General features: G+C 72.5%; 24 protein-coding genes. 15 read left to right on the plus strand and 9 right to left on the minus strand.

Features of this window, described 5'->3' with window-relative positions:
- The first annotated feature begins 308 nt into the window (after window positions 1–308).
- Window positions 309–1,634 (plus strand): hypothetical protein, encoded by a 1,326-nt coding sequence (locus ACIQVI_RS12845; protein ID WP_403594602.1) that lies wholly within the window; start codon window positions 309–311, stop codon window positions 1,632–1,634.
- A gap of 353 nt (window positions 1,635–1,987) precedes the next feature.
- Here the strand turns inward: ACIQVI_RS12845 and ACIQVI_RS12850 are convergent, their stop codons facing one another.
- Complete coding sequence (locus ACIQVI_RS12850; RefSeq protein ID WP_403594605.1) at window positions 1,988–2,269, minus strand: hypothetical protein; 282 nt, start codon at window positions 2,267–2,269, stop codon at window positions 1,988–1,990.
- A 503-nt stretch (window positions 2,270–2,772) separates the two neighbouring features.
- Here ACIQVI_RS12850 and ACIQVI_RS12855 point away from each other — a divergent pair.
- From ACIQVI_RS12855 to ACIQVI_RS12885, 7 genes are all read left to right on the plus strand, one after another.
- Window positions 2,773–3,159 carry a hypothetical protein gene (locus ACIQVI_RS12855; RefSeq protein ID WP_403594608.1) on the plus strand — a complete coding sequence of 129 codons (387 nt, stop codon included), beginning with the start codon at window positions 2,773–2,775 and terminating at the stop codon, window positions 3,157–3,159.
- A gap of 396 nt (window positions 3,160–3,555) precedes the next feature.
- Window positions 3,556–3,951: a hypothetical protein gene (locus ACIQVI_RS12860; RefSeq protein WP_403594611.1), complete on the plus strand. Its 396-nt coding sequence runs from the start codon at window positions 3,556–3,558 to the stop codon at window positions 3,949–3,951.
- 405 nt (window positions 3,952–4,356) lie between these two features.
- Window positions 4,357–4,809 (plus strand): hypothetical protein, encoded by a 453-nt coding sequence (locus ACIQVI_RS12865; RefSeq protein ID WP_403594614.1) that lies wholly within the window; start codon window positions 4,357–4,359, stop codon window positions 4,807–4,809.
- A gap of 290 nt (window positions 4,810–5,099) precedes the next feature.
- The gene (locus ACIQVI_RS12870) at window positions 5,100–5,849 is read left to right on the plus strand and encodes a hypothetical protein (protein WP_403594617.1); all 750 of its coding nucleotides are present in this window, start codon (window positions 5,100–5,102) and stop codon (window positions 5,847–5,849) included.
- Window positions 5,850–5,905: 56 nt separating this feature from the next.
- Window positions 5,906–6,166 carry a hypothetical protein gene (locus ACIQVI_RS12875; protein WP_403594620.1) on the plus strand — a complete coding sequence of 87 codons (261 nt, stop codon included), beginning with the start codon at window positions 5,906–5,908 and terminating at the stop codon, window positions 6,164–6,166.
- Window positions 6,167–6,322: 156 nt separating this feature from the next.
- Entirely contained in the window at window positions 6,323–6,856 is a 534-nt protein-coding gene (locus tag ACIQVI_RS12880; RefSeq protein WP_403594623.1) for a hypothetical protein, read from the plus strand.
- Window positions 6,857–6,903: 47 nt separating this feature from the next.
- Window positions 6,904–7,164: a hypothetical protein gene (locus tag ACIQVI_RS12885; protein ID WP_402443137.1), complete on the plus strand. Its 261-nt coding sequence runs from the start codon at window positions 6,904–6,906 to the stop codon at window positions 7,162–7,164.
- On the opposite strand, the gene ACIQVI_RS12890 is transcribed toward ACIQVI_RS12885, so the two are convergent.
- Complete coding sequence (locus tag ACIQVI_RS12890) at window positions 7,149–7,451, minus strand: hypothetical protein (RefSeq protein ID WP_403594626.1); 303 nt, start codon at window positions 7,449–7,451, stop codon at window positions 7,149–7,151. The genes ACIQVI_RS12885 and ACIQVI_RS12890 overlap by 16 nt on opposite strands.
- 102 nt (window positions 7,452–7,553) lie before the next feature.
- Between ACIQVI_RS12890 and ACIQVI_RS12895 the strand changes: the two genes are divergently transcribed.
- Both ACIQVI_RS12895 and ACIQVI_RS12900 read left to right on the plus strand, forming a co-directional pair.
- Window positions 7,554–8,594 carry a hypothetical protein gene (locus ACIQVI_RS12895; protein WP_403594629.1) on the plus strand — a complete coding sequence of 347 codons (1,041 nt, stop codon included), beginning with the start codon at window positions 7,554–7,556 and terminating at the stop codon, window positions 8,592–8,594.
- Window positions 8,595–8,674: 80 nt separating this feature from the next.
- A complete protein-coding gene (locus tag ACIQVI_RS12900) occupies window positions 8,675–10,105 on the plus strand; it encodes a PA14 domain-containing protein (protein WP_403594632.1) in 1,431 nt (476 codons plus the stop codon).
- Between the two features lie 32 nt (window positions 10,106–10,137).
- Here the strand turns inward: ACIQVI_RS12900 and ACIQVI_RS12905 are convergent, their stop codons facing one another.
- Complete coding sequence (locus ACIQVI_RS12905; protein WP_403594635.1) at window positions 10,138–11,526, minus strand: NAD(P)/FAD-dependent oxidoreductase; 1,389 nt, start codon at window positions 11,524–11,526, stop codon at window positions 10,138–10,140.
- 159 nt (window positions 11,527–11,685) lie between these two features.
- On the opposite strand from ACIQVI_RS12905, the gene ACIQVI_RS12910 reads away from it, so the two are divergent.
- Genes ACIQVI_RS12910 through ACIQVI_RS12920 form a run of 3 tightly spaced genes read left to right on the plus strand, consistent with a single transcriptional unit; the run spans window position 11,686 to window position 13,528 of the window.
- Complete coding sequence (locus ACIQVI_RS12910) at window positions 11,686–12,579, plus strand: aminoglycoside phosphotransferase family protein (protein WP_351968901.1); 894 nt, start codon at window positions 11,686–11,688, stop codon at window positions 12,577–12,579.
- A gap of 25 nt (window positions 12,580–12,604) precedes the next feature.
- Window positions 12,605–13,171: a GNAT family N-acetyltransferase gene (locus ACIQVI_RS12915; protein WP_403596816.1), complete on the plus strand. Its 567-nt coding sequence runs from the start codon at window positions 12,605–12,607 to the stop codon at window positions 13,169–13,171.
- Window positions 13,172–13,180: 9 nt separating this feature from the next.
- Window positions 13,181–13,528 (plus strand): hypothetical protein, encoded by a 348-nt coding sequence (locus ACIQVI_RS12920; RefSeq protein ID WP_351968899.1) that lies wholly within the window; start codon window positions 13,181–13,183, stop codon window positions 13,526–13,528.
- A gap of 24 nt (window positions 13,529–13,552) precedes the next feature.
- On the opposite strand, the gene ACIQVI_RS12925 is transcribed toward ACIQVI_RS12920, so the two are convergent.
- Window positions 13,553–14,563 carry a zinc-binding dehydrogenase gene (locus ACIQVI_RS12925; RefSeq protein ID WP_403594640.1) on the minus strand — a complete coding sequence of 337 codons (1,011 nt, stop codon included), beginning with the start codon at window positions 14,561–14,563 and terminating at the stop codon, window positions 13,553–13,555.
- A gap of 94 nt (window positions 14,564–14,657) precedes the next feature.
- The gene (locus ACIQVI_RS12930; protein WP_403594643.1) at window positions 14,658–15,821 is read right to left on the minus strand and encodes a phytoene desaturase family protein; all 1,164 of its coding nucleotides are present in this window, start codon (window positions 15,819–15,821) and stop codon (window positions 14,658–14,660) included.
- A 111-nt stretch (window positions 15,822–15,932) separates the two neighbouring features.
- Here ACIQVI_RS12930 and ACIQVI_RS12935 point away from each other — a divergent pair, with 111 nt between their 5' ends.
- Window positions 15,933–16,619 carry a pentapeptide repeat-containing protein gene (locus ACIQVI_RS12935; protein WP_403594646.1) on the plus strand — a complete coding sequence of 229 codons (687 nt, stop codon included), beginning with the start codon at window positions 15,933–15,935 and terminating at the stop codon, window positions 16,617–16,619.
- Here ACIQVI_RS12935 and ACIQVI_RS12940 read toward each other — a convergent pair.
- The 4 genes from ACIQVI_RS12940 to ACIQVI_RS12955 all read right to left on the minus strand — a co-directional run bounded on the left by ACIQVI_RS12940 (window position 16,616) and on the right by ACIQVI_RS12955 (window position 20,469).
- Window positions 16,616–17,125: a hypothetical protein gene (locus ACIQVI_RS12940; RefSeq protein ID WP_403594649.1), complete on the minus strand. Its 510-nt coding sequence runs from the start codon at window positions 17,123–17,125 to the stop codon at window positions 16,616–16,618. The two genes, ACIQVI_RS12935 and ACIQVI_RS12940, sit on opposite strands and share 4 nt — an antisense overlap.
- Before the next feature lie 155 nt (window positions 17,126–17,280).
- Window positions 17,281–18,492, minus strand: a complete 1,212-nt coding sequence (locus tag ACIQVI_RS12945; protein WP_403594652.1) for an FAD-dependent monooxygenase — start codon at window positions 18,490–18,492, stop codon at window positions 17,281–17,283.
- A gap of 113 nt (window positions 18,493–18,605) precedes the next feature.
- Entirely contained in the window at window positions 18,606–19,229 is a 624-nt protein-coding gene (locus ACIQVI_RS12950; RefSeq protein ID WP_351968893.1) for a response regulator transcription factor, read from the minus strand.
- 76 nt (window positions 19,230–19,305) lie between these two features.
- Window positions 19,306–20,469: a sensor histidine kinase gene (locus tag ACIQVI_RS12955; RefSeq protein WP_403594655.1), complete on the minus strand. Its 1,164-nt coding sequence runs from the start codon at window positions 20,467–20,469 to the stop codon at window positions 19,306–19,308.
- A gap of 334 nt (window positions 20,470–20,803) precedes the next feature.
- Here ACIQVI_RS12955 and ACIQVI_RS12960 point away from each other — a divergent pair, with 334 nt between their 5' ends.
- Window positions 20,804–21,343 carry a heme-binding protein gene (locus tag ACIQVI_RS12960; protein ID WP_351968891.1) on the plus strand — a complete coding sequence of 180 codons (540 nt, stop codon included), beginning with the start codon at window positions 20,804–20,806 and terminating at the stop codon, window positions 21,341–21,343.
- The last annotated feature ends 55 nt before the right edge of the window (window positions 21,344–21,398 follow it).

Genomic DNA, 21,398 nt, shown 5'->3' on the forward strand with positions numbered 1-21,398 from the left:
GGTCCTGTCTTCCCTCTCTTGTAAAGCGGGGGTCGTCGGTTCGGAACCCGACAGGAGGCTTTGTGGGTGCGGGAGTGTGATTCCCCGGTGCCCGTCCTTTCGCATGATCGCGGCCGTGCCACCTGCGTGCCGCAAGGCCCCGGACGTCGGAGCCCGTCTTCGTGTCGGAGGCGACGCGCACTCCGCAACCCCGCACGAGGGCTCCTGCAACCTTTCGTGGCGTCGCGGGGTCGAAGGGGTGCACGGGAAGCGGGTCGGCGCTTCCGGCAGTACCGGGTGCCTTTGTGTCTGGGGGCGAGGGGGATTTCGTGGTGCGTACGCGTACGGCAGTGGTGGCGGTGGCGTTGGTTGCCGTGCTGGCGCCCGTGGCGCTCGGGGGGTCGGCGGCCTTTGCCGCGCCCGTGACGCCGGTCGCCGTCACGGCGGCGGCGGAGGTCGGGACGGTCGTCCAGGACGGTGGTCGGCTGACCGTTCCGGCGGGTGAGGAAGGGGCGGTGACGCTGCGGTTCACGGCCATGCTGCCGGTGGGCGTCGAGGGCCCGGTGACCGCTTCCTTCGAGCTGGACACCTGGCTGACCGAGGGTGAGGCGGGCAGTTCGCCGGTGAGCCCGGACGTGATCCGCTCCGTCTGCGCGGTCAACGGCGTCTCGTACGGGGAGTGTGCGTGGCACATGCCCTACCACCCGCCCGTCCTGCACGATCCGCCCACCCGGCCCTCCCTCGACCTTCCCGCGGTGCCGGCCGCCGAGAGCCTCGCCTACACCGTCACCTTGGACGCCGATCAGACCGCGGCCCTTCTGGGCCGCCTGAACGCCCTGGTCCAGCTGAGGGACAGTACGGGCGCGACCGTGGCCCGGGGCACGCTCGGCCTCGACTTCGTCGCCGGGACGCCCTCCGCGGACCGGCGCGGCGCCGTCCACGCGCGGGACAAGGACGGCGTGCTGTGGCGGTACGAGGGCACGGGCGACGTCAACCGGCCGTTCGGGACGCGCAAGAGGGTCGGTGGCGGCTGGAACGCCTACACCGCCGTCGTCCCGGTCACGACCGCCACGGCGGACGGCCGGGGCGACCTCGTCGCCCGCGACAAGGCGGGTGTCCTCTGGTACTACGCGGGCACCGGCAAGCCCTCCGCGCCCTTCGCCCCGCGCCAGCGGGTCGGCGGTGGCTGGAACGCGTACACGGCCCTCGTCGGCGTCGGTGACGGCGGTCTGGTCGCCCGGGACGGGGACGGCGTGCTGTGGCGCTACAAGGGGGAGTACGGCACGGTGTACGGACCGCGGAAGCGGGTGGGCGGCGGCTGGAACACGTACACCGCCCTGACCATGTCGGGCGCCCGCGACGGGGCCCTGGGCCGCGACAAGGACGGCGTGCTGTGGAAGTACAACCGCTGGGGCCTCTACCCCTCCCCGCCCTTCCAGCAGCGCCAGCGCGTCGGCGGCGGCTGGAACACGTACACGGCGATCGCGGGCACCGCCGAACTCGGACGTGACGATCGCCCCGACCTCGTCGCCCGGGGCAAGGACGGCAGGCTCTGGCTCTACCAGGGCGTGCACAAGCCCCTGTCCGGTCTCGTCCCCGGCTCCGCCCGCACTCTTGTCGGTGGTGGATGGAACGCCTACGACCTGATCTTCTGAGCCCTCGCCCCCGCGAAGGGGGTTGTCGGGCCGAATCCGACGGGGGGCTTGTGGCAAGGGGCTGGACGGGGGGAGCGATCCACCGGGGCCGGCCCTTTCGTGTGATCCGGTCGTACGGTCTCCCCCTGTCCCGTGATGAACGAGGAGGAAGGGCCCGTGAGGAACGCGACCAGGGCGGCGGCGTCCTGGGCGAGGTGGCCGCCGTATGCCACATGGTTAGGGTTCTTGGCGACTCGGCCTCCGAGCTTGGGGCGGGCACGCCTGTTCCAAGTGCCGGAATCAATGAAGGTCACAGGGGAGACCGATGGGCACCTCTTCGAGTGGGCCTAGGTGCTCAGGGCGCTGAGTAGCGATCAGGTGGTGTCGCCGGCTCGTAGCTCGGCTTTTCGTCGGCGGGTGTAGCCGTCGAGGTCTTGCTTGATGGCTACGACCTCCTCCACACGGATGCGGACGGGCCCGCAGTACAGGGCATCGCACGAGCGGGGGAAGCTGCCGTCGATGAGCGAGATACCGCTGAGCACCACGCCCGCCACGTCATCGACCGCTGTGCACAGGACCGGGTGGAACGAGCAGTCCTCGTAGACGTCGCCCACCTGGATGCCGTTCGGGTTGCCGGGGTGTGGTGTCTCGTTCATGGGGCCAACCTGTCACGAGCGACGGCTTCGGTGCTTCTGTGTTCTGGGGCCGGTCTCTCAGGCTCATCGATCCCCGGGTACGGTGCGCGGCATGTCCGGTGGTCCTCCTGTCTGTCCCGAGTGCGCTCAGCCGATGAAGTCGGGCGGCCTTGTCCTCATGCAGCGGGAGGAGGACGGCAAGCGGACCTGCCGTGTCCTGTGGCGGTGCCCGGACCGGCAGCTCTGGTGGCATTGGGCCGATCAACCGGACGCACCCATGGAGCTGTGTCCGGTCCCGCACCTGTTCGGCAAGTGATGGAGTGGTCAGCTGCCGGGCCGCCCACGGGCCGAGGAGGGGCCGACCAACGGTTGCCACGCGTGACAACAGGTGGCCGCTCGACCGCAGGCCGGAAGCCACCAGCCGGAGAGCGCCCAGGCTCGATCAAGAACGAGGGCAAGCAGTTGTTGGCGCGGCCTCACCCCCAGTCGCCGAAGCGTCGGCAGGTACCGAAGAAGATGACCGTATGCGCTACTTCAACGGGACCGGTTGGCTCGCCATCTTCACCGGCACCGAGACGATGATCGGACGGACCGTTCACGTAGACGCCTGGGACGAGACGACGGGAGTAGCCCTCGTTGTCGATCCCAAGCGCGGCACCCGGCGAGCGGTCACGGATTATCCGGACTTCTCCCATCTGGAGCAGGTGGATCAGGTGGTGGCCGCTGTGCCAGGAGGAGGCTGGCGGGCTTACTGGAAGGACGAAGGGCCGGACCGTGGACCGCTGACCGAGCAGGTTCTCGCATGGCTGATCACCGCGAAGGGGCGAGCTGCGCCGATCACTGTCGATGCTCATGGTCACGTCGACGACGCCGAGGGCGCTGATCGACTCATTCCGCCTGGGGAAGCATGACCACAGCCTGATTCGCCGTCTCGGTTTCCGTCTCATTCAGCGCCGTTCGGCCTCATTCAGGCAGGGGCAGAGCTGCTGCAAGAGCAACGGTCATCCGTATGTGAACGCAGGCGAAGGGCGCCGAACGTACCCTGAAAAGCCCCAGCGGATTTGGAAGCGTGCGCGCTGCCGGCGGCGGCAGGGCCCTCTTGGCCGTCGGCGGAGCCTGGTCGGCGGTGTGGCTTTGTTCATGAGAACGGACAGCAGATGTTCACGACTTCGGGAGGCACCGCCGTCTGGCACTGTTCGATTGCGACAGCAGCAATCGCGCTTCAATGTCCGCGGCCGCCGCGACAGCCGTTGCCGCCCTCCGCATCGTCGAACGCAGTTGTGGGAGAGGGGTGTGATCCTGCACGTATGAACCATCTTGGTGACGCGTACCTGCACACCTGGACGCTGCGCTTTATGGCCCTCTTGGCAGCCGACACCCAGGATCAACTTGTCTGGCTGGGTGAGCATGAGCTGGAGACGAAGGACATCGTTGAAGAGGTCGAGCTCCTCTGCCGCGTCTCCGAAGGACTCGCGGAGCGCGGAGCCTTCGAGCTCGAGGATCTGCGCGGTCTTCGGGCCATCGGACGTCGCCTCGGCGAGATCGATGGCACTTGCCGAGTCGGCCTCTGGGGCAACGCCCTGGCCACGGATCCGGCGTGGGATGACATACGTTTCCTGGCCCGCCGGTTTCTTCTCGCTAGCCTGGGCGACTGGCGTCAGCCACTGCCACGCCCCGTGCACTCGCACACGGGCGACCACTGAGCCGTTCAGGCAGCCGCTGCGACTCTGACGCAGTCGGCTCCGAACACTGAATCGCGAGAACGTCGCGACCACGGCTGGGTGTCGGCAGGTAGCCCGCCGCACGCCGCCTGTTAGATCTCGGCAGCCGCCTCTCGGGCTGAAACTCAGGCAGCGTTCGAATCCTTGGTGTGCTCTGGCGCCTCCCGAAGTCGTGAACATCCGCTGTCCGTTGTCCGTTCTCATGGACGAAGCCAGCAGTGCGAATCCGGCAGAAGTTCACGAGCGGAGCCCCCCGGACTGATCATGATCGTTGGTTTTCGGTGTCTACAGGGAGTGGCATTAGATGTAGGGCGGCTGGGGACGGGCGCGGGCGCGTGGGACGAAAAGTGGATGCCGGGTGCTGGGTTCGGCAGGCATGATCGCGCCATGTCGACCGATGTCAGCGGAATGATCGAGTGCCGACCGGGGGCCCGACTGTGGGGCCCGGACGACGAGGACACGGTCTGGGAAGCGGGTATCGACCTCTTCCTGCTCAACAGGGGCAACGCCTACGACGGCCTGGCCTGTCTCTTCGGGATCCGCAACACCTTCGGCTTCCGTCCGCTCGCCGAGGACCGCGGCTTCCCGGGCGACGCGTCGGAAGGGCTGAGGGAGGAGTTCGCCGACTACGGCGGTCCCGACTGCGTATACGGGACGACATGGCTGACCTGGGCCGAGCTGGCGGCCGTCGACTGGCAGGAGACGGACGGTTCCGGTACTCGGAGCCGTGTATCGGCTGCGGGGCCCGACACGGACTGGGGTCGGGTCTGGAGGGTCATGCACGTTCTCGCCGAGGTCCATGGCGCGGAGAACGTACGCCTCGTCGTCTGGTTCCACTGATCCGCCCCCGTGCGGAACGTGCACCGGTCAGACCGACCGTCGTTTCAACAAGGTGCATCTGCCGCGCGCTCGACGACTCGGGTCGCGCTCCCGTCTTCGCCCCACTCCGGCCGGGATGGTCGGTTCCACGGGTTCAGGCGACCAGCATGAGGCGAGCCCTGGAGGTCATTGCCCCAGCATCTTGCTTTGCCGGGTGGGTGCAACAGGCTCCCCGACGCGCCGGAAGTTCACGGGGCCACAGTCACTCGCTCCAAAGCAGTCCCAGTTCAAGCCCGGTCTACGTTTGGCCTGTGAACCACAGCGATTCCAGCGCCGGAGTGCCCCGCGAGCCCGACCTGCCGTCCTACCGGGCAGTCCTGGCGGAGACCGACTGGGGCTCGCTCCAGACGGCGTTCGGGAGTGGGGAAGGGCTTCCCCCGGTTCTGGAGCGGCTGTTGGTGCCCGATGCCAAGGTTCAGGTGGCCGCTTTGGCGGAGGTGGGTGAGCTGGTCGGGCATCAGAACAGCATTTACGAAGCCACCGCCCCCGTCGTCGTGTACGTCGCCGGCATCCTCGACCACCCGGCAGCCATGTCCCTCCGGGCCTATCGCGACGTTCCCGTCCGTGCGGCGCTGCTGGGCCGGCTGTTCTCCACGGTCTACGACGCCTCCGACGAGGTCGTCGGGTGCATCGAGCGGTGCTCTCCCGGCTTCCTCGCCCGCGACACCGTCGTGTCGGCCTTCCGGGAGCTGCGACCGGCGCTTTATCGGGCCGTCGAGCCCTTCCTTGAGGACGGTCATGAGGACGTGCGCGAAGCTGCCGTTCTTGCCGCGCTCGTCCTCGCCGAGCATCCCGCGCTCGCCGGGCACCGCGATCGGCTCGCCGTGCACGCGCGCCGGATCCTGGAGACCCGTGGCGACGGCGATTTCGGCCGGCGGGTCGCGTGGAAGGCCCTCGACGCGTGGGGGCACGACCTCACCGGTGTCGCACCTCCCCGCGAGGAGGCATGGGACTGGGGGCCGCACAGTGATGGGCGCGGCGATCTCGTACCTCCCTTCTGAACGAGGGCCGAGGACCGAGGACCGGTATCCGCAGAGCGCCCTTGTAGCGTGACCGGGTGGACGAAGAACCCGTACTCATCACGCTCACGCCTGACCAGGCGTTCGTTCTGTCCGATTGGCTGTACGAGGTGATGATGGAGTCCGACAAGCTGGACGCCATCGTGCCGGATCGCGCGGTCTGGTCCGGGCTCTACGCGATCTCCGGGACTCTGGAGAAGGAGCTCGCGGGGATCTTCGCGCCCGATTACGAGGAGCGGCTCGCGGCGGCCCGGGGGCGTTTGATGGAGCTCATGGGCGGTGCGGGGGAGGGGGAGTGACGGGAGGGCTTGGCCTCGACGTTCCTTCGTCTTGAGTGGCTGCCCCCGCGTGTCGTACCTCCGGTTCTTGAAGGGGCGGCAGCACACCGGTGCCGTCGTGTTCGACCGGCTTCGCGCCTCGGTGTGTTGTCGGTGCCCGGTGCTAGCTTCAGCGGCATGGCGAACCGTTCATATCTCTACTCCGCCGACTCGATGCCGAGCGAGACGGAGAACCCCCAGCGGATCCGGTGCATATCCGAGCACAACTGGGACATCCCGCTCGCGCACAAGCTCTTGGTCGGGCGCGGAACGACGATCGTTCCGTCCATGATCTGGAACCCTCCGATCGGCATCGCCGGGGAGTACGCCGACGGGGCGGCCCTGCTGCTCGACCTTCTGCGCGTGGTCGGTGAAGGCCTTGAGGGGGACGGCGAGTTCGCGGAGTGCGTCGCCAGGACCACGGCGCACCTCGACAAGCAGCGGGCGAAGTACTTCGTGCTGGAGACCGGGGAGATCGTCTCGATGACGGACGACGACCCGGTGGGGAGCGTGCGGAGTCTGGTGGCCGGGGAGATCCCCCGTGCCGTCGCCCGGGCCGAGGCGGCGATCGCCGGCCGGGACGACGACTGGCTGGCCTCGGTCCGGGCCGACTGGCAGAAGCACTTCGCGTCCTTCTACGCCGACGCGCTCTACTTCTCCTTCCCCGGCTGACGGGGCGGGCGGGGCGGGCGGGGAGGCGTCGGCAATACGATCGGCGGATGTCTTCAGAGGTGTCCGGGGTCGTCTGGTCCCTCCAGGGGTTCAGCAAGGCGGACGAGTTTCTGCGTACCGAGTTTCCGATCAGCCGCGAGCAGATCCTTCGGCTCCGGGAAGTGATCGAGCCGGACGCGGACGACCCCTGGATGTTCCTCGGGTACGAGGTGCCCGTCGAGGTGTGGCCTGCGGTGGACGCGATCCTGCGGTGCGGTCCGCCCGATCCCGGCCTCGACTACTTCACGGGCTCCTACGCGTCCGAGTGATCGGATCCGGTGCCGTGGCCGGGGGTACGGGCTGGCCGCCGCCGCAGCATCCCGTCACGGCGCGTCGGCCAGGTCAGGGCCCGGACCAGGGCGTTGTTCACCACGAAGTACTCCGGGCGCACCCAGCCCTCCTCCTTGGAGTACGGGCCCGGGCCCTCGCCCCGGTACAGGCGGTGCACGAGGCGGTCGTACGCGAAGCCGCCGGCGAGGAGGAGCGGGGCGGTGAGCGCGGCGGCGAGGGTGATGCCGCAGCGGAGGGCCAGGTGGGAGCGTCCGTCTGTGCGCACGGAACGCAGTATGGCCTCAGCGATCGTCACCGAACCACTGGCGCCGCCAAGAGCCTTGTGTTCCGATCTCCTCCGGTGGCAGGCCATGAGTGAGGTGACCCGGTGAGCGGCTCGGTGCGGACGAACTCGTACGCGGGCCGTTGCGCACGCTGCGGCGCGGACGTCGAGGCCGGGAGCGGGGTCCTGCTCCGCAGCGCGTGGGGGCGGTGGGTGGTCTACCACCCGGAGCACGCGCCGGTCCCCGACGCGGACGGCACCACCTCGGACGCCTCCGCGATGCGCTCCAACCGGCGGGACGGGGAGTGCGAGGCCTGCGGGTCGAGCGTGCCGGCCGGGGACGGGGTGCTCGTGAGCACGGCTTTCGGCGGGTGGGAGGTCTACCACCGCGAGCACGTCCGCGAGCCCGCGCCGCCACCCCGCCGTCACCACACCGGTTGGCACCGGCGCCGTCTCATGGCCCTGGACATCGCGACCACCGGCAACCGCCGCGGCGTCGACCGCGTCCTCGGCGCGGCCGTGTGCGCCGGCGACGGGACACGCCGGTCCTGGCTCGTCGACCCCGGTCCCGGGCCGGTCTCGGTCGCGCCCGGGAAGGGGCACGGGATCCCGGTCGAGCGCGCGCGTGCCGACGGGCGGCCCGCCGCCGAGGCGCTGGAAGAACTGGCCGTCGTGCTCGCCGGACACCTGGCCGCCAAGGAGCCCCTGGTCGTCTGGCACGCTCCGTTCGTGCTCACCACGCTGGAGACCGAACTGGTCCGGCACGGGCTGGTGCCGCTCTCCGGTCGTCTCGCCGGCGGCGTGGCGCCGGTGTGCGATCCGCTCGTCCTGGACCGGCACGCCGAGCCCTTCCGGACCGGAGGACGGGCCTTGGAGACGGTCGCCGAGTGGTACGGCATTCCGCACGAGCGGCCCGGTGACCCCTCCTGCGACGCCGAGACCACGCTCGTCCTCGCGCAGGTGATCGGGGCCTGCCATCCGGCCGCGGGCCGCCTCTCCCGCCCCGCGCTCCACAGGGAGCAGGTGCGGTGGCACGAGCAGTACGTCCAGGAGGCCGAGGCCCGGCGCCCCGGCCGGGACCGGGACCGGTGTTGGCCGCTGGGTGAGGTGCGGGTGCTGGAGTGGGAGGACCACGCCACCGTCTGATCCCTCCGGGCGTGCAACCTTCCGCCCTCCCCGGTGGTCTGTGTGCTGAACGTTCCGTACGTACAGCGTGAAAGGCCTCCGTGTACCCGAAGAGTCTCGTCGCCACCCTCACCGGTGGTGCCATGTCCGCCGTCGTCCTCGGCGGTCTGCTGGCCGCCGCTCCGCAGGCGGCCGCCGCCGGTGTCACCTGCGGGACCAACGTCTTCATGCGGACGTTCTACAAGAACACCTCGTTCACCGGGACGCCCGTGAAGACCGACTGCGACGCCGCCGTCGGCGAGAACTGGTCCGGCAGTCCGGTCGCCGGAGTGCCGTCGAACAACTTCGGGGCCCGCTGGTGGGTGTCCCGCGACTTCGGCTCCGGAGGGCCGTTCACGTTCACCGTCTCCGCCACCGACGGCGTCCGCGTCTACCTGGACGGCGTCCGCAAGATCGACCTGTGGACCAACACCGGTGACACCGCCCGCTCCAAGAGCGTGAACCTGACCGTTCCCGCCGGCCGGCACACCCTCCGCGTCGACCACGTGAACTGGTCCGGCGCCGCGAAGGTCGCGTTCGGCTACGCGCCCAGGACCGCGGCCGCCCAGGACAAGGTGAAGCCGCTCGCCCCCACCGACGTGCGGACCACCTACAACACCACCACCCGGAAGACCACCGTCTCCTGGGCCGCCAACAAGGAGATGGACCTCGCCGGTTACTCCCTCCACCGGCGGGCCGTCGGCTCCAGCACCTGGACGGCCGTCACCACCGCCACCACGGCGCGCAGCCACACCGATCCGCTCGTGAACCGCGACGACCGCACGCCCTACTACTACGAGGTGCGCGCCAGGGACCGGGCGGGCAACACCTCGGCCGGCAGCGCCGACGCCCTCGTGCGCCCGCTGCCCGTCGTCGCCTCCCTGACCGGCACGTACGACAAGGCGACCGGCAAGGTCACCCTGAAGTGGCCCCTCAACACCGAGCCGCACTTCGACCACTACACGGTCCTGAGCAACGACCTGGTGGAAGGCTCCTACGCCTGGGTCCCGCTCGGCACCACCAAGGGCAACACCTGGACCACCCCCGTCGTCGCCGACGGCGAGACCCACCACTACCGCGTCCTCGTCACCAACGACGGCGGCACCACCACCCACAACCCGAGGACGCTCGACGCCACCGCTCCCCACGAGCTCTGGATCGACATCCCCGACGGCATCGCCCCCGCCCAGGCCCCCGACCTGGCCCTCGGCTCGTGCACGGGCGGCGTCCAGGCGACCGCCACCGACTGGACGCCCGCTCCCATCCGGGACTTCACCGGCTTCCGGATCGAGCGCCGCGCCGTGGGGACGACCGCCTGGTCGGTCGTCCTGGACAAGGGCTACGACCCGCGCCGCGACCCGGCCACGGCCACCGTCTGCGTCGCCCAGCCCGCCGACGGGCGCGCCTACGAGTACCGGGCCCGCACCTCCGACGGGGCCGGGAACCTCTCCCCGTCCAGCGAGGTCCTGTCCGTGACCCTGCCGACCGGCTGACCCGCACCCGGCCGTCCCCGGTCGGCCCCCGCCTACCTCCCGCTCAACCGGTTCGCCAGCACCGCCACCCGGTCCGTTCGGGCCGACAGGCCCAGGGACTCGCGGTGGTCGGCGCCGCGGAAGGCGGCGTACATGGTCTGGACGCCGAGCCAGCGCAGCGGCTCCGGTTCCCACTTGCGGACCTTGTGGCCGACCCAGGGGAGGGCCGTGAGGTCGGTCGGGCCGGACTGGCCGGAGTCCTGCTGGATCAGGTCGCGCAGGGTGCGGGCGGCGAGGTTGGCGGTGGCGACGCCCGAGCCGACGTAGCCGCCCGCCCAGCCCAGGCCCGTGGAGCGGTCGAGGGTGACCGTCGCGCACCAGTCGCGCGGGACGCCGAGCACGCCGGACCAGGCGTGGTCGATCCGTACCCCCGCGAGCTGCGGGAAGAAGCGGACCAGGATCTCGCGCAGGGCCTCGACCGTCCGCGGCTGGGTGCGGCCGTCGTTGTCGGTCTTCGAGCCGAAGCGGTACGGGACGCCCCGGCCGCCCAGCGCGATCCGGCCGTCGGCGGTCCGCTGGGCGTACATGTACGCGTGCGCCATGTCGCCCAGGGTCTCGCGGCCCTCCCAGCCGATCGACTCCCACTGCGCGTCCGTGAGCGGCTCGGTGGCGATCATCGAGGAGTTCATCGGGAGCCAGGTGCGGCGCTGGCCCGCCAGGGAGGCGGTGAAGCCCTCGGTGCAGCGCAGCACGTACGGGGCGCGGACCGTGCCGTACGGGGTCACCGCGTGCTTCGGCCTGATCTCCGTCACCGGCGTCGACTCGTGGATCGTGACCCCCAGCGCCTCGACCGCCGCCGCGAGCCCCTTCACCAGCTTCACCGGGTGGAGGCGGGCGCCGTGCGGCGTCCAGGAGGAGCCGACGGCGCCGGTCACGCGGACGCGTTCGGCGGTCTCGCGCGCCCCGTACAGCACCCGGTCCGTCTCGCCGAAGGCGATCTCGACCGTGTGGAAGTCCTTGAGCCGGGCCAACTGGGCGGGAGAGAGGGCGACTTCGAGGACGCCGCCCCGGTGCACGTCGGCGTCGATCCTCTCCCGCTCGCAGACGTCGACGACCTCGGTGACGGTCGCGTTCATGGCCTGCTGGAGGCGGACGGCCGCCTCGTGGCCGTGCAGCCGGGCGTAGCGGTCGCGGCCGGCGATGCCGTTGTAGAGCCAGCCGCCATTGCGCCCGGAGGCGCCGTACCCGCAGAACTTCGCCTCCAGGACCGTGATGTTGAGGAAGGGCACGGCCTTCTTCAGGTAGTAGGCGGTCCACAGGCCGGTGTAGCCGCCGCCCACGATGCAGACGTCGGCGGTGGTGTCGCCGGGGAGCGGCTCGCGGGGTGCGGAGGCGCCCTCCCGCGCGTACCAGAACGAGATGCCGCCGTTGACCGTGCTCATGTGTACCCCTGCACTGTGGTGTGCTCCTGCCCGTGTGCCCCTGGACGCGGAATGTGTGGGCGGGACGTTACCCGGGCCCCGCGACCCGTGGATACGGGCGCCGTGGTGGGGCTTTCCGCGCCGGGCCCGACAGGGTGTACGCCGTCTAGGCTCGGCGGCATGGTCCACGTGCCGGAGGAGCTCGCGCGCTCGCAGGCGAAGTACAACGGCGACGCGGGGCGGGCGTTCGTCGCCGGACTGCCCCGTACCGCCGGGGAGTTCCTCGACCGGTGGGGACTGCGGGTCACCGGACCCTCGATGTACGGGATGGCCTCACTGGTCCTTCCGGTGGAGCGGCGCGCGGACGGCGTGCCCGCCGCCCTGAAGATGCAGCTCCTCGACGAGGAGACCGAGGGCGAGCCGGTCGGGCTGCGCGCCTGGGACGGGGCGGGGGCCGTACGGCTCCTCGACCACGACCCCGCGACCGGCACCATGCTCCTGGAGCGCCTCGACGAGTCCCGGCCGCTGTCCTCCCTCCCGGACACCCGGGAGGCGATGCGGATCGTCGCGGGCCTGCTCGCCCGGCTCACGGCCGTCCCCGCGCCGCCCGGCCTGCGGACGCTCGGCGGCATCGCGGCCGGGATGCTCGCGGAGGCGCCCGGGGCCGCCGCCCGGCTCGGCCCGCAGGACGCGGCGGTCCTGCGGGACTGCGCGGCGGCGGTACGGGAGGTGGCGGGCGAACCGGGCGACCGGCTGCTCCACTGGGACCTGCACCTCGGGAACGTCCTGGCCGCCGGGCGCGAGCCCTGGCTGTCGATCGACCCCAAGCCGCTCGCGGGCGACCCCGGCTTCGACCTCCTCCCGGCGCTCGTGGACCGCTTCGATCCCGACCCGGACGAGGTGCTGTGGCGGTTCGACCTGCTCGCCGAGGTCGTCGGGGACCGGCGGCGCGCGGTGGCGTGGACGCTGGGCCGGGTCCTCCAGAACGGCCTGTGGGACGTCGAGGACGGGGAGCCGTCCCTGGCCGCCGAGCAGGTCGCGGTCGCGCGGATCCTGCGGGAGAGGCGGGGGTGAGGGCGGCCCGATCCTCAAGGGCCTGATCCTCAAGGGACCGGGGCCGCCTGCGGGACCAGGGCGTGGATTTCGCTGGTCACGGAGGCCCCTCGCGGGGCACCCTGGCCCCATGATCCGTACCGCCACCCCCGCAGACGTCCCCGTCGTCCACGCCCTCATCCGCGACCTCGCGGAGTACGAGAAGGCCCTCGACGAGGTCCGTACGACCCCCGAACAGCTTCACGAGGCCCTCTTCGGCGAGCGGCCCGCCGCCTTCGCGCTCATCGCGGAGGACGCGTCCGGCGAGCCGGTCGGCTTCGCGCTCTGGTTCCTCAACTTCTCGACCTGGCGCGGCGTCCACGGCATCTACCTGGAGGACCTGTACGTCCGCCCGGAGGCGCGCGGCGGCGGCCACGGCAAGGCGCTGCTGCGCGAGCTGGCCCGGATCTGCGTCGAGCGCGGCTACGAGCGCCTGGAGTGGTCCGTCCTGAACTGGAACAAGCCCTCGATCGACTTCTACGAGTCCCTGGGCGCCCGTCCGCAGGACGAGTGGACGGTCTACCGGCTGACGGACGGGGCCCTGGCGGAGCTCGGCGGTGCGGCGGGAGTGTAGGAAAGGGGCATGGACAACGACGACAACGACATCGAGCGGCGCTTCCGGCGGATCACCGACTTCATCGAGGCCCGCCTGACGCCGCTCTTCGACCCCGCGAACGGCAGCGACCACGGCTTCGGCATGGACGACACCTCCCGCGCGCTGCGGGCCGCCCGCTACACCGTGCAGGCCGCGTCGGCCGTCTCCGGCCTCGTGGAGAAGCGGGCGACGGCCCCGGAGCTGCGGCAGGTCGTGGACCAGGCCCTCGAACACAACTGGGACGTGCTGCGGTCCGTCGCCCGGATGTGGGAGGACCACCCGGACTTCGCGAAGGAGTTCAAGGCGCACTCCTGGGACGTCGTCGGGGCCGTCTGAGGCCCTTCTGAAGCCCGCCGGGTCCTACGGGATCAGGACCACCTTGCCCGTCGTGCCCCGGTTCTCCAGGGCGCGGTGGGCCTCCGCCGCCTCCGCGAGCGGGAAGCGGTGGACGGCGGGGCGGAGGGCGCCGTCGGCCGCGGCGGCGAGGGCGGCGAGTTCGAGGTTCCGGACGTCGCCGCCCGCCTTCCGGATCATCACCGGGCCGAGGACGGATTCGGAGGTGATGCCGCGCTCCGCCAGCTCCTCCGGGGTGAAGGCGAGCGGCTCGCCGTCGTGGAGGCCGGCCCCGGACCAGCCGAAGACGACGTGCTGCCCGCCCTTGCCGAGGAGGTCCACGGCGGCGCGGCCGGTGTCGCCGCCGACCGAGTCGAAGACGACCGTGGCCGTACGTCCGCCCAGGGGCCCCTCCAGGTACGCGCGGACCTTCTCCGGCCAGTCGGGCTCCAGGTAGTCGACGGCCAGGTCGGCGCCGTTCTCCCGGACCAGGGCGGTCTTCGCGGGCCCGCCCGCGAGGCCGACGACGGTGGCGCCGGCGTTCTTGGCGTACTGGACGAGCAGGGTGCCGATGCCGCCCGCGGCCGCCGGGACGATCGCGACCGACGCGGGGCCGAGGTCGGTGAACTGGAGGATGCCCAGGGTCGTGCGGCCGGTGCCGATCATGGCGACGGCCTCCGCCTCGCCGAGGTGGGCGGGCAGGGCGTGCAGCCGGGCGGCGTCGGTGACGGCGAGTTCCGCGTAGCCCCCGGGGGCCATGCCGAGGTGGGCGACGACCCGCTCGCCGAGCCAGGACGGGTCGGTGCCCTCCCCGAGCGCGTCGACCGTGCCCGCGACCTCGCGGCCGGGGACCGTGGGCAGCTCGGCGGGTGCCGGGAAGGGGCCGGTCCCGCCCTCCCGGAGCGCCGTGTCGAGCAGGTGCACCCCGGCCGCCGCGACCCGGACGCGGACCTGTCCGGGGCCCGGGACGGGGTCGGGGACCTCCTCGTACGTGAGGTTCTCGGCGGGGCCGAAGGCGTGGAGGCGGACGGCGTGCATGACGGTTCCCCTGTCGTCGTGCGACGGATCGCGGTGGTCGTGACGGGAAAAGCCTCCGACCTCAAGCGCGCTTGAGGTCAAGGTCCGCGAGGGATCAGCGCCTCCCGTACGCGACCCGCTCCGCCCGCAGCGCCAGCGACACCGCCTCGACCGCGCTCGTGAACGACACCTCCGAGAGCACGCCCGGCGCCGCGACCTGGTCGCCCACCAGGTACACCCCGTCGCCCCGGTCGACGGCCGGCCGGTCGCGCCAGGTGGTCCCGGGGCGGTCCACCGCTCCCGTACGCCCCCGGGACAGCGACGCGCGCCGCCACACCGTCCGCTCGCGCCAGCCGGGGAAGCCGAGGTCGAGGAGGCGTTCCGCGTGGGCGACCCCGTCCGCCCTGGACGCGTCCGGGCCGACGGGCAACTGGGCCTGGAGGAGCTGCTGACCGGAGGGGGCGAGCGAGGGGTCCTGCGCGGTGAACCGCTCGATCCAGCCGGGCGCGTCCAGGTCGGAGACGACGAACGGGTCCCCCTTCCGGGTCCGCAGCGCCAGGTCGACCAGGACCGTGCCGCCGCTCTCCCAGGTCAGCGACGGGTCGCCGAGGAGCCGGGCGGCGGCGGGCAGGGCGGTGGCGACGATCACCGGGCCCCCGCCGTCAGGCAGCGCGTCGACCCGGGACGAGGTCTCGATCCGTACGCCCAGCTCCCGGGCCCGGTCCGCCATCCGCCCGATCAGCGCGCCCCAGCCGCCCCGGACGTAGTGCGCCTCGGGCGGCAGGGCGGTGGCCCGGCGCAGCCGTTCCTGCACGAAGCGGGCGGAGAGCGCGCCGGGGTCGTGGTGGAAGAGCGCGACCCCGCTGTACGCGGCGGCCGTGCGGGCGGCCCGGGCGCCCGAGAGCCCGGTGGCCCAGGTCCGGAAGTCGGTGCCGACGGGGGCCTTCCGGGCGGTACGGAGGGACTGGCGGAGCAGGCCGGGCGGCGGGACGCGGCGGAGGGCGCCGCCGCGGTGGAAGCGGAACCGGAGTCCTTCGGCGGGCGGCAGCGGGGCGAGCGGGCCGAGGAGTCCGCGCTGCTTGAGCCAGGTCCAGTGCGGTCCGCCGCTGTAGAGGGCGTGCGGGCCGTCGTTGGTGCGGTACGGCCCGTCGGCGGTGCGCGCCCGGCCGCCGAGGTCCCGGTGGGCCTCGTACAGGGTCACGGCGGTGCCGGCCTCGGCGGCGGTGACGGCCGCGGTGAGTCCGGCGAAGCCGCCGCCGACGATCGTGAGCTTCCGCATGGCGCTCTCCCTCGTTCTCGGGCCCGTTCTCGGGTTCCGTACGGGGACGGGGCGCGGGCCCGTGTTCGTGACACGGGGGGCGTTGTCGGTGTCGTACATCACCATGGGGGAATGGCGAACCACGGTACGAGGGCGACGGGGCGGAAGAGGAAGGTGCCGGGGGCGCGGCGGCCGGAGCTGCGGCTGCCGCCCCTGGAGCCGTACGGGGGCGGTCTGGAGGCGGACGGGGACTACGACGGCCTGGAGCTGTCCGGGCTCGACCTGGCCGGGCAGTCGGGGGAGGGGGCCCGGTTCCTGGACTGCGCGCTGCGGGAGTGCGCCCTCGACGGGGCGCGGCTGACGAACGCGCGGTTCCTGGACTCGGTCCTGAGCGGGGTGCGGGGCGTGGGGACGGACCTGGCGGGGGCGCAGCTGCGGGACGTGGAGGTCGTGGAGGCGCGGCTCGGCGGGACGCAGCTGCACGGGGCCGTCCTGGAGCGGGTGGTGGTGCGGGGCGGCAAGATCGACTATCTGAACCTGCGGTCCGCGAAGCTGAAGGACGTCGTCTTCGAGGGGTGCGTGCTCAGCGAGCCGGACTTCGGGGGCGCGGTCCTGGAACGGGTCGAGTTCGCGGACTGCGCCCTGACCGGGGCCGACTTCTCGGGCGCGCGGCTGAGGGACGTGGACCTGAGGGGCGCCCAGCGCCTGGAGATCGCGCGCGGGGTGGAGTCCCTGGCGGGCGCCGTGATCTCGACGACCCAGCTCTTCGACCTGGCCCCGGTGCTCGCGGCGCAGCTGGGGCTGCGGGTGGAGAGCTAGCGCTTCTCCGGCAGGCGGGGGAAGCGGGCCTGGAGGGACCAGACGGCCGGGTTGTCGGCGAGGCCCTCGTGCATGTCGGTGAGGTCCGCGATCAGGTCGTGCAGGAAGTCGCGGGCCTCGCGGCGCAGTTCGGCGTGGTTGAAGGTCACCGGCGGCTCGTCGCCCGGCATCCAGTCGGCCTCGACGTCCACCCAGCCGAAGCGGCGCTCGAACAGCATCCGGTCCGTGGACTCGGTGAAGTCCAGCTCCGCGTACTGCGGCTGCGCGGCCCGGCTCCCGCGCGGGTCCCGGTCGAGCTGCTCCACGATGTCGCAGAGCGCCCACGCGAAGTCCAGCACCGGCACCCACCCCCAGGCCGTGGACACCTCCCGGTCCGCCTCGGTGTCCGCGAGGTACACGTCCCCGCAGAACAGGTCGTGCCGCAGCGCGTGGACGTCCGCGCGGCGGTAGTCGGTCTGCGGGGGGTCGGGGAAGCGACGCGAGAGGGAGTAGCCGATGTCGAGCACGGGGTCGATGGTGTCACGGCCCCGGGCCGGGCTCGTACGGCCCCGGGCCCGGCTCGTACGGCCCCGGGCCCGGCTCGTACGGCCCCGGGCCCGGCTCGTACGGCTCGTGCTCGGCTCTTACGGCCCCGGGCCCGGAACCGGTTCGTGCGAGAGGCTCACCCGCTCCGTCCGTGCACCGCCCTCGCCACCCGGGGGCCCAGCCAGCGCTTGAGGCGGCGGAGGGGTTCCAGGGAGCCGGCGGCGCGGTCGAGGCGGTAGTAGAGCTGGGGCGGGACGTGCGGGAGGAGGGGGGAGTGGCGCTGGCCGAGGAGGGCGAACATGCGGGCCGGCTCCAGGACCATGTAGCGGGGCAGGTTCTCGTACCAGCGGGCGCTGTAGCGGGCCGCGCTCTGGGCCGAGACGAGTTCGGCGCGGCGCCGCTTCCCGTACAGGGTCAGGGCCGTGTCCAGGTCCCGGCCGCCGTCGCCCAGGGCGTCCGCGAGGGCCAGCGCGTCCTCCAGGGCCAGGGTGGTGCCCGCGCCGATCGAGTAGTGGGTGGTGTGGGCGGCGTCCCCGAGCAGGACCAGGTTGCCCCGGTGCCAGACGCGGTTGGTGAGGGTGCGGAAGGTGAGCCACCGGGCGGGCTCCTCGGCCCGGGCCCGGCCGATCAGCTCGTGCCCGTCGAGCAGGTCGTGGAAGAGCTTCTCCAGGAGGCGCAGGCTGTCGGCCTCGCCCAGCGCGTCCAGGCCCAGGCCGGTCCAGGTCTCCGGCGCGCACTCGACGACGCAGGTGGAGCGCTCGCCGCTGAAGCCGTATGCGTAGCACCAGATCCAGCCGTGCTCCGTCTCCTTGAAGGCGAAGCTGAACGAGTCGAAGACCTTGGTCGTGCCGAGCCAGACGTACCGGTTGCGGCCGCTCGTCACCTCGCTGCCGAAGTGGTCCGCGTGCGCCTCGCGCAGCGCGCTGTGCACCCCGTCGGCGGCGACGACCAGGTCCGCGCCGGCCAGCTCGGGCGCGTCCGGGCCGCTCACGTCGTGCTCGTACGCGATCCGCACGCCCAGCTCGCGGGCGCGGTCCGCGAGCAGCGCCAGCATCCGCCGGCGCCCGATGCCGAAGCCCGCGTCGCCCCGGTGGAGGGTCCGCTCGTCGCGGACGATCGCGACCCCGTCGGTCCAGGTCACGGAGGCGTCCGCGACGGCCCGCGCCGACTCCGGGTCGCCCGCGCGCAGCTTGTCGAGGAGCCCGGCCCAGTACGTGACGCCCCAGCCGTACGTGGAGCCCTCCGGGTTCCGCTCGTACACCGTGATCTCGTGCGACGGGTCCCGCCGCTTCAGGAGGACCGAGAGGTAGAGGCCGGCGGGACCGCCGCCGACGATCGCGAGCTTCACGTGCGCTCCACTGGGACTGGTTCGTGACACCGTGCGGTGGGGAAGTAACGCACGGTAGCAGTGGAGGGGGAGGGGTGGGGGCAAAGGCCGTACAAAGGCGTGCGGAAGGGGGCCTACGGCAGCAGGCGCCGCTCCTTCGCCACCGCCACCGCGCCCGCCCGCGTGTCCACGCCGAGCTTGGCGTAGATCCGGCCCAGGTGGGTCTTCACCGTCGCCTCGCTGATGAACAGGGCCCGCGCGATCTCCCGGTTGCCGAGGCCGCGCCCCAGCTGCCCGAGGATGTCCCGCTCCCGGTCGGTGAGGCTCGGGCCCGCCGCGCCCCGCATCCGGTCCATGACGCGGCTGGCGACCGGCGGCGAGAGGGCCGTGCGGCCCTGCGCGGCCGCGTGGATGGCCGCGAACAGCTCCTCCGGCCGCTCGGCCTTCAGGAGGTAGCCGGTGGCGCCCGCCTCGATCGCCCGGGTGATGTCGGCGTCCGTGTCGTACGTGGTGAGGACGAGGACGTGGACGCCGGTCGGCGCGATCCGGCGGGTCGCCTCCACGCCGTCGATCCCGGCCCCCAGCTGGAGGTCCATGAGGACGACGTCCGGCTTCAGCTTCGCCGCCAGGGCGACCGCCTCCTCGCCGCTGCCCGCCTCGCCCACGACGTCGATGTCGGGGGTGCTGCCGAGGAGGGCGAGCAGCCCGGCGCGGACCACCACGTGGTCGTCGCAGAGCAGGATCCGTACGGAGGACATCACGACTCCAGGGAGAGCGGGGGCGGGTGGGGCGTCACGCATCAGGAGCGGGGCGTCACGCATCGGGAGCGGGGCGTCACGCATCGGGCGAGAGCGGGATCGCGGCCGAGAGCACCGTGCCCTCGCCCGGGGCGGACTCGACGGTCAGGGTGCCACCGAGCTGCTCGGCCCGCACCCGCATCGCGGGCAGCCCGTGGCCGCGCACCCCACCCGGCCGGTCCGCCGGGTCGAAGCCGCGCCCGTCGTCGGCCACGTCCAGGACCACCTGGTCGCCGAGGTACGTCAGGGTCACGGCGGCCGAGTCCGCGCCCGCGTGCTCCCGGATGTTCGCCAGGGCGCCCTGCGCGATCCGCAGCAGCGCCGACTGGGCCCGGTCGGGCAGCGGCACCGGCGTCCCGTCCACCCGGAACGCCGCCGACTCGCGGGCGGCCACGCCCCGCAGCGCCTCCTCCAGGCCGCCGCCCCCGGCCAGGTCGGCCGGCGCGAGGTCGTGGACGAAGCGGCGGGCCTCCGCGAGGTTGCGCTCGGCGATGGACTCGGCGGTACGGACGTGCCGGCGGGCGGTCTCCGGGTCGCCGTCCCAGGTGCGGTCCGCCGCCTGGAGCAGCATCTGCTGGCTGGACAGGCCCTGCGCCAGGGTGTCGTGGATCTCCATCGAGAGCCGCTGCCGCTCGGCCAGGGTCCCCTCGCGGCGCTCGATCGCGGCGAGCTCACGCCGGGTGCGGATCAGGTCGTCGATCAGCGCCCGCTGGCGCGCCGCCTGCCGGTCCGAGTACACGAACACCCCGGTGGCCAGGGCGGCGACGGCCGGCGGGGCGACGATCAGGTTCGGGTCCCAGCCGCCGTGCGCGAGCCGGACCTGCGCGAAGACCACGAAGGCGGTGAGCAGGGCGACCAGGCCGAGCGCGGCGCGCGGCGGGAGGGTGCGCAGGCCGGTGTAGAAGAGCGGCACCGCGCACCAGGCGAAGCTGGGCGCGAGGACGACGAGGAGGACCCAGACGGCGACGACCGTGCCCAGCCAGGCGATCCGGCGCGGGGTGGCGCGGGTGCCGAGGACGGGGCCGAGGAGGTAGAGGGAGGCGAGCGCGCCGGTGAGGGCGACGATCCAGGGGCTGCGGGCCTCCCAGTCGTGCCGCAGCAGGAAGCGGGCGAGCGAGGCGCCGAGCAGGAGGAAGAACGCGGTGTGCATGATCCGCGCCAGCCGGCGGGCGTCCGGGTCCCGCTCCATGTCCTCCTCCATGTCCCGGCCTTTCTGATCCGTCGCTGCCGTCGTCACTGCTGTTGCTGTTGCTGTTGCTGTCGCTGCCGTCGTGGCCGTCGCTCTTCGTACGGTCCCACCTGCGCATACCCCTTCATCCTGGCCCGACGGGACCAGTCCGGCATCAGCCGATCGGCTGACCCCGCCGTCCACCGGTGCGCTCCCGGAGGGCAGCCGGACCGTGGACCGGGAGACTCCGGGAGCGGCCACAGGATGGATGACAGAGCGAGACGGACGAACGGATCGCTCGGCCCGGGGCCCCGCGCCTCCCTTCCCCGGTCATCCCACTCATCCTCCTCATCCCACGGAGTTCCCCATGAAGAAGATCCTCCTCGGTGCCACCGCGGCCGCCGTCGTCGCCGCCGGCACCTTCGGCGTCGTCTCCGCGAACGCCTCCGCCCCGGCCGCCGCCGCTCCCGCCGCCGTCCGCGCCGACGCCTCGAACGGCAACCTCCAGCAGTCGACGCACCTGACGATCGAGGCGGCGACGAAGGCCGCGCAGGCGACCCTGAAGGCCGCCGAGAAGGAGAACCAGCGCGTGTCGGTCGCGGTCGTCGACCGCAACGGCAACACGATCGTCACCCTGCGCGGCGACGGCGCCGGCCCGCAGTCCTACGAGTCGGCCGTGAAGAAGGCGTACACCGCCGTCTCCTGGAACGCCCCGACCTCCGAGCTGGCCAAGCGCCTGACCAACGCCCCCACCCTCAAGGACATCCCGAACACCCTCTTCCTGGCCGGCGGCGCGCCCGTCACCGCCAAGGGCGCTCCCGTCGCCGGCATCGGCGTCGCCGGTGCCCCCTCCGGCGACCTCGACGAGAAGTTCGCCCAGGCCGGCGTCGCCTCCCTCGGCCGCTAAGGCCGGCCCCCCGACCGGCCGTGGCGCCCGGACCCCCCGCCGGGCGCCACCGCCT

It is taken from the genome of Streptomyces sp. NPDC098101 (genome assembly GCF_044760185.1).
Classification (GTDB): domain Bacteria; phylum Actinomycetota; class Actinomycetes; order Streptomycetales; family Streptomycetaceae; genus Streptomyces.

Bases quoted from the DNA above. Each gene is read 5' to 3' on its own strand.
- ACIQVI_RS12920 (WP_351968899.1), top strand. From the start codon at position 13,181: ATGGACAACGACGACAACGACATCGAGCGGCGCTTCCGGCGGATCACC.
- ACIQVI_RS12860 (WP_403594611.1), top strand. From the start codon at position 3,556: ATGAACCATCTTGGTGACGCGTACCTGCACACCTGGACGCTGCGCTTT.
- ACIQVI_RS12930 (WP_403594643.1), bottom strand. From the start codon at position 15,821: ATGCGGAAGCTCACGATCGTCGGCGGCGGCTTCGCCGGACTCACCGCG.
- ACIQVI_RS12905 (WP_403594635.1), bottom strand. From the start codon at position 11,526: ATGAGCACGGTCAACGGCGGCATCTCGTTCTGGTACGCGCGGGAGGGC.
- ACIQVI_RS12955 (WP_403594655.1), bottom strand. From the start codon at position 20,469: ATGGAGGAGGACATGGAGCGGGACCCGGACGCCCGCCGGCTGGCGCGG.
- ACIQVI_RS12865 (WP_403594614.1), top strand. From the start codon at position 4,357: ATGTCGACCGATGTCAGCGGAATGATCGAGTGCCGACCGGGGGCCCGA.
- ACIQVI_RS12910 (WP_351968901.1), top strand. From the start codon at position 11,686: ATGGTCCACGTGCCGGAGGAGCTCGCGCGCTCGCAGGCGAAGTACAAC.
- ACIQVI_RS12960 (WP_351968891.1), top strand. From the start codon at position 20,804: ATGAAGAAGATCCTCCTCGGTGCCACCGCGGCCGCCGTCGTCGCCGCC.
- ACIQVI_RS12935 (WP_403594646.1), top strand. From the start codon at position 15,933: ATGGCGAACCACGGTACGAGGGCGACGGGGCGGAAGAGGAAGGTGCCG.
- ACIQVI_RS12925 (WP_403594640.1), bottom strand. From the start codon at position 14,563: ATGCACGCCGTCCGCCTCCACGCCTTCGGCCCCGCCGAGAACCTCACG.
- ACIQVI_RS12850 (WP_403594605.1), bottom strand. From the start codon at position 2,269: ATGAACGAGACACCACACCCCGGCAACCCGAACGGCATCCAGGTGGGC.
- ACIQVI_RS12950 (WP_351968893.1), bottom strand. From the start codon at position 19,229: ATGTCCTCCGTACGGATCCTGCTCTGCGACGACCACGTGGTGGTCCGC.
- ACIQVI_RS12855 (WP_403594608.1), top strand. From the start codon at position 2,773: ATGCGCTACTTCAACGGGACCGGTTGGCTCGCCATCTTCACCGGCACC.
- ACIQVI_RS12880 (WP_403594623.1), top strand. From the start codon at position 6,323: ATGGCGAACCGTTCATATCTCTACTCCGCCGACTCGATGCCGAGCGAG.
- ACIQVI_RS12885 (WP_402443137.1), top strand. From the start codon at position 6,904: ATGTCTTCAGAGGTGTCCGGGGTCGTCTGGTCCCTCCAGGGGTTCAGC.